We start from the raw sequence: 10,510 nt of genomic DNA on the forward strand, positions 1-10,510 counted from the left end.
GTTGTCGGACATCTGTGCGATGTCGTCTGGCGGTCAGCCGAGCATGGCTCGGCTCTACCCGTGGAGGGGGCGTCGCGGCGGCGATCCGCCGAGCATGGCTCGGCTCTACCTGCGCCACGCCCCAAGGTAGAGCCGAGCCATGCTCGGCTGCGTCTACCGTCAGGACGAAGCGCCCACCACCGCTGCGAACGCTTCGCGGAATCGCGCCATCTCACCCTCGGTGCCCACCGTCACCCGCACCCGCTGCGGCCAGATCGGCCAGCTGCGGCCGATGACCACGCCGCGTTCGGCCATCGCGGCGGTGAACGCGGTGCCGTCGCGCTTTACATCGACCACGAAACAATTCGCTTCGGACGGCACGCAACTGAAACCGCGCGCGCCCAGCCAGTCGATCGTGGCGCGGCGCACGCGCGTGTTCTCGGCCTTGCGTTCGGCCACCAGCGTCGGCGCGCGAAGGCTGGCCAGACCGGCCGCCAGCGCAGTCACCGGCAGCGGGTTGTCGCCCAGGCTGGCCAGTTCCTGCAACCGGTCCGGGTGCGCGGCGGCCACGCCCAGGCGCAGCCCCGCCATGCCGTACAATTTGGAGAAGGTGCGCAGCACGATGACATCGTCGCGCTGCATCACCTGGCCGATCACCGAGCGTTGCTCGCTGTACTGCAGGTAGGCTTCGTCGACCAGCACGCGGGTCTGCCGGGGCTTGTTGGCGAGCAGCCAGGCAATGTCYGCCGCCGGGGTGATCGAGCCGGTCGGGTTGTTGGGGTTGCACAGGTACAGCAGCCCGGCGTTGATCCGCGCTGCTGCGGCGGCCATCGCACGGACGTCGTGGGCACCGTCGTCGCGCAGCGGCACCTTGGCCACCGTTGCACCACGCGCGGCGGCCAGATCGCCGAGCGCTTCGAAGGTGGGGTCGGCCACCACCAGGCCGGCGCTGGACGAAGTCCACAATATCGCCGCCCGATTCAGTGGTTCGCTCGAACCCGGATACAGCCGCACCTGGTCCTTGCCCAGCCCTTCCTGCCGGGCAAGCACATCGCGCAGCTCGCCGGCCAGCGCGAACAGGTAACGGCCGCTGCCAGCGACGATATTGCGCGCGGCCGCCTGCGCCGCCGGTGCCGGGCCATACGGGCATTCGTTGAAGTTCAGCAGCACCGGGCCGGCCGCCGCTGCGGTGCGCGGGGTGGCAGCGGCTGCCGTGGACAGACCCAGCCCGGACAGGGCCAGGCCGGTGCCGGCCAGTTGCAGGAACGCACGGCGGGTAGGAGCGGGAGAGGTCACACGGCACCTGCGGGAAGGGACTTCGCGCACGCTAGCGCCGCTACCCGGCGGCGGCAAGCGTGCGGGGCCGTCATCCAGGGTGGCTGCCGGGGGCGGCAGGCCATAAAATCTACTGCCCCTTCAGGATGCTTCCCGCATGAGCCCCAGCCCCGCTGAACGTGCCGAGGCGCTGCGCCGACAGATCGACGACGCCGGCAAGGCCTACCACGAGCGCGACGAGCAGCTGATCCCGGATGCGGAGTACGACCGCCTGGTGCGTGAGCTGGAAGCGCTGGAGCTGGCCCATCCCGAGGTGGCCCGGGCCGATTCGCCGACCCAGCGCGTGGGCGGCAAGGCGTCCTCACGTTTTGCCGAGGTACGCCATGCGGTGCCGATGCTGTCGCTGGGCAATGCCTTCAGCGATGAGGAGGTGCAGGATTTCGTGCGCCGCATCGGCGAGCGCCTGCGCCGCGATGCGCTGTACTTCTCCGCCGAACCCAAGCTCGATGGCCTGGCGATCAGCCTGCGTTACGAGGACGGGCGTTTCGTGCAGGGCGCCACCCGTGGCGATGGCGCCACCGGTGAGGATGTCAGTGCCAACCTGCGCCAGATCGCGGTGATTCCACAGGTGCTTACCGGCGAGGGCTGGCCCGAGGTGCTGGAAGTGCGCGGCGAGGTCTACATGGCCCGCGCGGACTTCGAGGCCTACAACGCACAGGCCCGCCTGCATGACGGCAAGGTGCTGGCCAACCCGCGCAACGCCGCGGCCGGTTCGCTGCGCCAGCTCGACCCGAAAATGAGCGCACGGCGCAAGCTCAGCTTCTATGCCTATGGCACCGGCGAAGTGCAGGGCGGTGAACTGCCGCCCACGCATTCGGCCACGCTGGCGCAGCTGCGCGCGTGGGGGTTCCCGGTCAGCGACCTGTGCAGGGTGGTGGAGGGCAGCGACGGCCTGCTGGCGTACTACCGCGACATCGGCGAGCGCCGCGACGGCCTGGCCTTCGACATCGACGGCGTGGTCTACAAGCTGGACGATCGCGTGGGGCAGGAACAGATGGGCTTCGTCTCGCGTGCACCGCGATGGGCGATCGCGCACAAGTTCCCCGCGCAGGAACAGACCACCACGGTGGAGGCGATCGAAATCCAGATCGGCCGCACCGGCGCGGCCACCCCGGTGGCGCGTCTGAACCCGGTCGCGGTAGCCGGGGTGATCGTGTCCAACGCCACACTGCACAACGCCGACCAGATCGAGCGCCTGGACGTGCGCGTGGGCGACACGGTGATCGTGCGCCGCGCCGGCGATGTGATCCCCGAAGTGGTCAGCGTGATCGCCGACCGCCGTCCGGCCGGCACCACGCCATGGCGCATGCCCAGCCACTGCCCGGTGTGCGGTTCGGAGATCGTGCGCGAGGAGGATGCGGCCGCGTGGCGCTGCTCGGGCGAGTTGAGCTGCCCGGCGCAGCGCAAGGAAGCGATCGCGCACTTCGCCTCACGCCGCGCGATGGATATCGACGGCCTCGGCGGCAAGTACATCGAAACCCTGGTCGACGCCGGCATCGTGCGCGGCGTGGCCGACCTGTACCGGATCACCCGCGACCAGCTGCTGCAGCTCAAGCTGGTGCTCGATGCCGAATCGCCGGACGCGCTGGCCGCGCAGATCGGCCTGCACCTGCCGCCGGAAGGCAGTGGCCACTACCTGCGCAGCATTCTGCAGCTGGACGGCAATGACGAGGGCTGGCGCGCGCGTGCGCTGGCGATGCCGGCGGCGTTCACCTGGAACACGAAGAAGATCGCCACCAAGTGGGCCGACAACCTGATCGCTGCGATCGACGCCAGCCGCGACACCACGCTGGAGCGCCTGCTGTTCGCGCTCGGCATCGAGCATGTTGGCGAAAGCACCGCCAAGGCACTGGCGATCTGGTTCGGCGATCTGGAGCTGATCCGCCACCTGCCGTGGCCGCTGTTCAAGCGCGTGCCGGATATCGGCGGCGAAGTGGCGCGCTCGCTCGGCCACTTCTTTGAACAGCCCGGCAACCAGGAGGCGATTGATGCCCTGCTGAAGGTTGGCCAGGTGCGCATCGGCGACACCCATCCGCCGTCGGCGAAATTGCGTGACGGACTGGATTTTGCCCAACTGCTGGTCGAGGCCGAGATCCCCGGCATCACCCGCCTGCGCGCTGAAAAGCTGGCCAGCATGCTGCCCGATGCCGCCGCGGTGCTGGACGCCGAACCGGTCCGCTTCGTCGCCGCCGGGCTGCCCAACGAGGTGGCCCTCGGTCTTGCCGATTGGCTGGATCGCGAGGGCCATGGTCCGATGCTGCTCAAAGCCGAGCAGTACCGCCAGCAGCTGCTGGCGCGCGCGCCGGAACAGGCCGAACAGGCCGCCGGCCCGCTCGACGGGCAGACCGTGGTGCTGACCGGCACGCTGTCGCAGATGACCCGTGACGAGGCCAAGGCGCGGTTGGAAGCGCTGGGCGCCAAGGTCGCCGGCAGCGTATCGAAGAAGACCGCCTTCGTGGTGGCCGGCACCGAAGCCGGATCCAAGTTGACCAAGGCCGAAGAACTGGGCATCGATGTGTGGGACGAAGACCGTCTGGTCGCCTTCCTCGCACAGCACTGAGAGAGAGACCGCATGCAGACCGCACCCCTGGACTTCCGCGTGGCCACCGTCGCCGACACCGAACTGCTGATCGGATTGATGCGCGCTTTCTACGCCGAGGACAAACTGGACTTCGACAATGCGCGCGTGCGCCGCGCGCTGGCCGCCCTGCTGGAAGACCCGCGCAACGGTGAAGTGCTGTTGTGGCTGTCCGAAGACGGCAGCGTGGTGGGCTATGCCGCGCTGGCGATGGGGTTCAGCCTGGAGCAGGGCGGTCATTTCGCGCTGCTGGACGAGCTGTATCTCAGCCATGCCGCGCGCGGTCGTGGCCGTGGCAAGCAGGCCCTGGCCGTGCTCGAGCAACGTGCCAACGCGCGCGGCGTGGAGCGCATGCGGTTGGAAGTGAACCACCACAACGAACTGGCGCGGCGGCTGTACCTGGCCACCGGCTACGTCGATGACACCCGCGATCTGCTGACCCTGCCGCTGGCCGAGCGGCTCAAGGACGCGCGCGCATGATCGCCGCGCTGCGCCAGCGGGCCGCGCTCAACGCGCTCATCCGCGCATTCTTCGCCGAACGCGACGTGCTCGAAGTGGAAACCCCGATACTGTCGGCGGCCGGCAACACCGAACCGAACATCGACAGCTTCCACACCCGTTTCAGCGGTCATGTCGATGCCGGCAGTGCGCAGCGCTGGCTGCGCACCTCACCCGAGTACCCGCTCAAACGCCTGCTCGCCGCCGGTGTGGGCGACTGCTACGAACTGGGCCGGGTGTTCCGCAACGGCGAGGCCGGTGGCCGCCACAATCCCGAGTTCACCCTGCTGGAGTGGTACCGGGTCGGTTGGGACCATCATCGCCTGATCGAAGAAACCGCCGCGCTGGTCCGCGCCGCGCTGGGCCTGGTGCAGCGCACCGCCACGCTGCGCGTCATCGACTATCGCGGCCTCTACCAGCAGGCGTTGGAGATTGACCCCTTCGATGCGAGCCTGGAACAGTTGCAGGCCCCGCTGGCGGACATCCGCATCGACGCCGACGGACTTACCCGCGACGACTGGCTGGACCTGTTGATGACCCACTGCATCCAACCGGGCTTCGATGACGACACGATGACGGTCGTACATGACTGGCCGGCGAGCCAGGCGGCGTTGGCGCGCGTTCGGCCGGGCAGGCCACCGTTGGCCGAACGTTTCGAGCTCTACCTGGGCGCGGTGGAACTGGCCAACGGCTATCACGAGCTGAACGATGCAGCTGAACAACGTGCGCGCTTCGAGCGCGACCTGGCCACCCGTCGTACGCGGGGCGACGTGCTGCCGCCCTTGGACGAACCACTGCTGGCCGCGTTGCCCGGGCTCCCCGATTGCGCGGGCGTGGCGGTCGGCGTTGACCGCTTGTTGATGGCGCTGAACCGCACCCTTCGGATTGCTGATGTACTGGCCATCGACTTCGCGCATGCCTGAACGGCTAGGCAGGCCATTGGCGGCATTTTTCGACGCACGGGTGTCTTGCGCGTCCTGCATGATGATGCTCTGATCACACTGCATGACCCAAGCTGGTCATGTGATCGTTCATGTGCGGCGGGGACTGTGTTGATGAAGCTGTTGGACGTTGCGGACCTGCCGCTGTGGAGCGCGCCACGCTGGACGTGGACGTGGTGGACGTTGGTGTTGTGCAGCGCGGTGCTGCCGGTGACTGCGGCCAGTGCCGCCGAGACCGGGTATGCCGGCCAGGTGGTGCGCTGCCAGTCGCGCGACATGGAGTGGGTGCACTGCGACATGCCCGTCGCCAACGGCGTCGATCTGGTTCGCCAGTTGTCCAACAACAGCTGCATCCGCGGCACCGAATGGGGCACCGACCGCTCCGGCGTGTGGGTGACCCTGGGCTGCCGTGCCGAGTTCCGCAGCCGCGTGGCGGGCAGCAGCGCCGAGACCGGTGATCGCAAAGTGCGCCGCGTACTGCGCTGCGAATCCAACGGACGCCCGCAGAACTGCCCGGTAGTGCTGCAGGGCGCGCCGGTACGCCTGCTGCGGCAGTTGTCATCGATGCCGTGCCGCGAAGGCCACAGCTGGGGCGTGCGCCGCAATGAAGTGTGGGTGACGCGCGGTTGCCAGGGCGACTTCGAAGTGGGCGCCACCGATGGCTCGGGCTTCCTGGACATGCCGCGCACCCTCGTATGCGAGTCCAAGTCGCGCCAGCGCCGCTTCTGCGGGGCCACCATCAGCAAGGGGGTGCGGCTGTCCAAGCAGTTGTCCGGCAGCGCCTGCGAAGAAGGTCGCGGCTGGGGCTGGGACGCGCGCGGGGTGTGGGTCGACAACGGCTGCCGGGCCGAGTTCCAGGTCAACTGAGCCGCCGAGATGGCGGTAAGCGGGCGCCCCGCTACAATGATGCGATGAACGCATCCACCGACATCGACTACGCCCGTTACGACCACATCCGCCCGATCCTGTGGACCGGCGATTCCCTGCAACTGCTGGACCAGCGCAAGCTGCCGTTCGTGGTGGAGCACGTGGAATGCCGCGACAGCGACGCGGTGGCCGAAGCCATCCACGCCCTGACCGTGCGCGGCGCGCCGGCGATCGGTATCGCCGCGGCGTGGGGCGTGGTGCTGGCGGCAGGAACCGTGCAGGCCGATGACGGCGCCCAGGCGCTGGCCAAGCTGGAACCGGCGCTGCAGCGCCTCAATGCCTCGCGCCCGACCGCGGTCAACCTGGCCTGGGCACTGGCGCGTATGCGTCGCGCATTGGCCCCGGCCGGCGCGGACTGGCAGCAGGTGCTGGCCAACGAAGCCCAGGCCATCGCCGAAGAAGACCTGGCCGCCAACCGCCACATGGGCGCGCTCGGTGCCGGCCTGATCGAGGCCGGCAGCGGCGTGCTGACCCACTGCAATACCGGCTCGCTGGCCACCGCCGGGTTCGGCACCGCGCTGGGCGTGATCCGTGCCGGCATGGCCCAGCACCGCATCGCCAAGGTCTTCGCCGGCGAGACCCGGCCGTGGCTGCAGGGCGCGCGCCTGACGGTGTGGGAGCTGCAGCAGGACGGCATCGACGCCACCCTGATCGCCGACTCGGCCGCCTCGCACCTGATGAAGACCGGCGCGGTGCAGTGGGTGATCGTCGGCGCCGACCGGATCTGTGCCAACGGCGATACCGCCAACAAGATCGGCACCTACCAGCTGGCCATTGCCGCCCGTCACCACGGGGTAAAGTTCATGGTGGTGGCGCCGTCCTCCACGGTGGACATGGACACCGCCGACGGCGACCAGATCGAGATCGAACAGCGCGACCCGGGCGAGCTGTACGGGGTAGGGGGCACGCGCACCGTGGCCGAGGGCATCGCCGCCTGGAACCCGGTGTTCGACGTCACCCCGGGCAGCCTGATCGATGCCATCGTGACCGAGCGCGGGGTCATCCTGAGCCCGAACACGACGAACATGCGCGCCGCGTTCGCCTGAGCAGCCCCTCCGGCTGCGCCGCATGCGGGGGTGTGCCGGTTGCCGGTCGGCGCGCCATGAGCCGCCGGCCAGCGCCAATTGCTGGCCCATTCCCGGTAGTGCCGGCCGCTGGCCGGCTCCACGCACACCCCGAACGGTGCGCGGTCCGGAAGGGCGGCTTCCTCCCCGGGTGCCCAGAACCGCGCAACGCCCGCGTAAGTTCCTGATTCTTGCCGGTAAAACCCCCGCAAAAGCCGGCGGAAAACGGCCCGTTGTGGTAGAATCCAACGGTTAATCGAGATTCCGACGCGGCCGCCCCGAAAGGGCTGGCGCGGCGGACTGGACCGCACCCAGACAACGGAACCCGAATGGCAGAAACCGCCAAGGAAATCATCCAGGTCAACCTGGAAGACGAGATGCGCAAGAGTTACCTCGACTACGCGATGAGCGTGATCGTGGGCCGCGCACTCCCGGATGCGCGCGATGGCCTCAAGCCGGTGCATCGTCGCGTGCTGTTTGCGATGAGTGAACTCAACGCGCACGCCAACAAGCCTTACTTCAAGTCGGCGCGTATCGTCGGTGACGTCATCGGTAAGTACCACCCGCATGGCGACCAGTCGGTGTATGACACCCTGGTGCGCCTGGCGCAGCCGTTCTCGCTGCGCTACATGCTGGTCGATGGCCAGGGTAACTTCGGTTCGGTCGACGGCGACTCCGCCGCTGCGATGCGATACACCGAAGCGCGCATGTCGCGGCTCACCCATGAGCTGATGGCCGACCTGGACAAGGAAACCGTCGATTTCCAGCCCAACTACGACGAAAAGGAACTGGAGCCGACGGTCATGCCGACCCGGTTCCCGAACCTGCTGGTCAACGGTTCGGCCGGTATCGCGGTGGGCATGGCCACCAACATCCCGCCGCACAACCTGACCGAGTCGATCAACGCCTGCATCGCGCTGATCGACAACCCCGAGATCGACGTCGACGGCCTGATGGAGTACATCCCGGGCCCGGACTTCCCGACCGCGGGCATCATCAACGGGACCGCCGGCATCGTGGCCGGTTACCGGACCGGGCGTGGCCGGGTGCGCATCCGCGCCAAGGCCGAGGTCGAAGTGGCCGACAACGGCCGCGAATCGATCATCGTCACCGAGATCCCGTACCAGGTGAACAAGGCCCGGTTGATCGAGAAGATCGCCGAGCTGGTCAAGGAAAAGAAGCTCGAAGGCATCAGCGAGCTGCGCGATGAGTCCGACAAGGACGGCATGCGCATCTTCATCGAGATCAAGCGCGGCGAGTCGGCGGAAGTTGTGTTGAACAACCTCTACCAGCAGACCCAGATGGAGTCGGTGTTCGGCATCAACATGGTGGCGCTGGTCGATGGCCGCCCGCAGTTGATGAACCTCAAGCAGATGCTCGAGGCGTTCGTTCGCCACCGCCGCGAAGTGGTTACCCGGCGCACCGTGTTCGAGCTGCGCAAGGCGCGTGCCCGTGCGCACGTGCTGGAAGGCCTGACCGTCGCGCTGGCCAACATCGACGAGATGATCGAACTGATCAAGACCTCGCCCAACCCCACCGAGGCGCGCGAACGCATGCTCGCCCGTCTGTGGGAACCGGGCCTGGTCGGGTCGATGCTCGGTGCCGCCGGTGCCGAAGCCTCGCGTCCGGATGACCTGCCCAAGGGCGTGGGCCTGATCGAAGGCGGCTACCGGCTGACCGAAATCCAGGCCACCCAGATCCTGGAAATGCGCCTGCACCGCCTCACCGGGCTGGAGCAGGAGCGCCTGACCGATGAGTACAAGCTGCTGCTGGAAACCATCGCCGGGCTGATTCACATCCTGGAAGATCCGGATCGCCTGCTGCAGGTGATCCGCGAAGAGCTGATCAACGTGCGGACCGAGTTCGGCGACGAGCGCCGCACCGAAATCCGCCACAGCGAAGAAGACCTGGACATCCTCGACCTGATCGCCCCGGAAGACGTGGTGGTCACGCTGTCGCATGCCGGCTACGTCAAGCGCCAGCCGGTCAGTGCCTACCGCGCACAGCGTCGCGGTGGCCGTGGCCGCAGCGCGGCGTCGACCAAGGAAGAGGATTTCATCGAGCAGTTGTGGCTGGTCAACACCCACGACACCCTGCTGACCTTCACCAGCGCCGGCAAGGTGTTCTGGCTGCCGGTCCATCAGTTGCCCGAAGCCGGTTCCAACGCGCGTGGCCGTCCGATCATCAACTGGATTCCGCTGGAACCCGGTGAGCGGGTGCAGGCAGTGCTGCCGGTGCGCGAGTACGCCGAACGCCAGTTCGTGTTCTTCGCTACCCGCAACGGCACGGTCAAGAAGACCCCGCTCAGCGAGTTCGCCTTCCGCCTGGCGCGCGGCAAGATCGCGATCAACCTGGACGAAGGCGATGCGCTGGTCGGCGTTGGCATGACCGATGGCGACCGCGACATCCTGCTGTTCGCCTCCAACGGCAAGACCGTGCGCTTTGCCRAGGACAAGGTCCGCTCGATGGGCCGTACCGCCACCGGCGTGCGCGGCATCAAGATGGCCAAGGGCGAGGAAGTGGTCAGCCTGATCGTGGCCGAGAGTGCCGGCGGCAACGAGGACGAGACCGAGGATGACGGCAACGTCGAAGACGTCGTGATCGAAAACGGCGACGCCGTGATCGAGAACGGTGCCGATGACGACAGCGTGCTGTACATCCTCACCGCCACCGAAAACGGCTACGGCAAGCGCACCCCGCTGCCGGATTACCCGCGCAAGGGCCGTGGCACGCAGGGCGTGATCGGCATCCAGACCACCGAGCGCAACGGCAAGCTGGTCAGCGCGGTGCTGATGGGCGCGGCCGACGAAGTGCTGTTGATCTCCGACGGCGGCACCCTGGTGCGTACCCGTGGTTCGGAAATCAGCCGCGTGGGCCGTAACACCCAGGGCGTGACCCTGATCCGTCTGTCCAAGGACGAGAAGCTCCAGGCGGTCGAACGCATGGATGCCTCGATCGAAGACGACGAGGCGGTGGTGGATGGGGTGGCGGCCGTGGCCGACGTCGCGCCGGATACCGCAGCGCCGACCAGCGACGAGACGCCGCAGGGCTGATCTTCGCCAACAGCGCAGTGCCACGACGACGCCGGCCTTGTGCCGGCGTCGTCATGTGCGGCGGTTGTGGCCCGCAGGTTGCCGATCATGGCGGCCTGCTGAAAGAACGCATGCACTTCACGGCGACGGTGGGAT

Annotated in this window: 7 protein-coding genes; 6 read left to right on the plus strand and 1 reads right to left on the minus strand. The window is 67.9% G+C overall.

The window, feature by feature from the left end; translation table 11 throughout:
- Positions 1–159: 159 nt before the first annotated feature.
- The gene (locus tag AC1DQP_RS11045; protein WP_457321376.1) at positions 160–1,275 is read right to left on the minus strand and encodes a pyridoxal phosphate-dependent aminotransferase; all 1,116 of its coding nucleotides are present in this window, start codon (positions 1,273–1,275) and stop codon (positions 160–162) included.
- Between the two features lie 136 nt (positions 1,276–1,411).
- On the opposite strand from AC1DQP_RS11045, the gene ligA reads away from it, so the two are divergent.
- The 6 genes from ligA to gyrA all read left to right on the plus strand — a co-directional run bounded on the left by ligA (position 1,412) and on the right by gyrA (position 10,375).
- Positions 1,412–3,874: an NAD-dependent DNA ligase LigA gene (gene ligA, locus AC1DQP_RS11050; protein WP_478051595.1), complete on the plus strand. Its 2,463-nt coding sequence runs from the start codon at positions 1,412–1,414 to the stop codon at positions 3,872–3,874.
- 12 nt (positions 3,875–3,886) lie between these two features.
- Positions 3,887–4,372: a GNAT family N-acetyltransferase gene (locus AC1DQP_RS11055; protein ID WP_256774532.1), complete on the plus strand. Its 486-nt coding sequence runs from the start codon at positions 3,887–3,889 to the stop codon at positions 4,370–4,372.
- Positions 4,369–5,313 (plus strand): EF-P lysine aminoacylase EpmA, encoded by a 945-nt coding sequence (gene epmA, locus AC1DQP_RS11060; protein ID WP_478051596.1) that lies wholly within the window; start codon positions 4,369–4,371, stop codon positions 5,311–5,313. The genes AC1DQP_RS11055 and epmA overlap by 4 nt, the downstream gene beginning before the upstream one ends.
- Positions 5,314–5,445: 132 nt before the next feature.
- Positions 5,446–6,198 (plus strand): DUF3011 domain-containing protein, encoded by a 753-nt coding sequence (locus AC1DQP_RS11065; RefSeq protein ID WP_256774530.1) that lies wholly within the window; start codon positions 5,446–5,448, stop codon positions 6,196–6,198.
- 44 nt (positions 6,199–6,242) lie between these two features.
- Positions 6,243–7,304 (plus strand): S-methyl-5-thioribose-1-phosphate isomerase, encoded by a 1,062-nt coding sequence (gene mtnA, locus AC1DQP_RS11070; protein ID WP_457320846.1) that lies wholly within the window; start codon positions 6,243–6,245, stop codon positions 7,302–7,304.
- 347 nt (positions 7,305–7,651) lie between these two features.
- The gene (gene gyrA, locus AC1DQP_RS11075; RefSeq protein WP_478051597.1) at positions 7,652–10,375 is read left to right on the plus strand and encodes a DNA gyrase subunit A; all 2,724 of its coding nucleotides are present in this window, start codon (positions 7,652–7,654) and stop codon (positions 10,373–10,375) included.
- The last annotated feature ends 135 nt before the right edge of the window (positions 10,376–10,510 follow it).

It is taken from the genome of Stenotrophomonas sp. P5_A8 (genome assembly GCF_056400545.1).

Excerpts from the sequence above, each read along its gene's own strand:
- ligA (WP_478051595.1), top strand. The coding sequence starts at position 1,412 with ATGAGCCCCAGCCCCGCTGAACGTGCCGAGGCGCTGCGCCGACAGATC.
- AC1DQP_RS11055 (WP_256774532.1), top strand. The coding sequence starts at position 3,887 with ATGCAGACCGCACCCCTGGACTTCCGCGTGGCCACCGTCGCCGACACC.
- epmA (WP_478051596.1), top strand. The coding sequence starts at position 4,369 with ATGATCGCCGCGCTGCGCCAGCGGGCCGCGCTCAACGCGCTCATCCGC.
- AC1DQP_RS11065 (WP_256774530.1), top strand. The coding sequence starts at position 5,446 with ATGAAGCTGTTGGACGTTGCGGACCTGCCGCTGTGGAGCGCGCCACGC.
- mtnA (WP_457320846.1), top strand. The coding sequence starts at position 6,243 with ATGAACGCATCCACCGACATCGACTACGCCCGTTACGACCACATCCGC.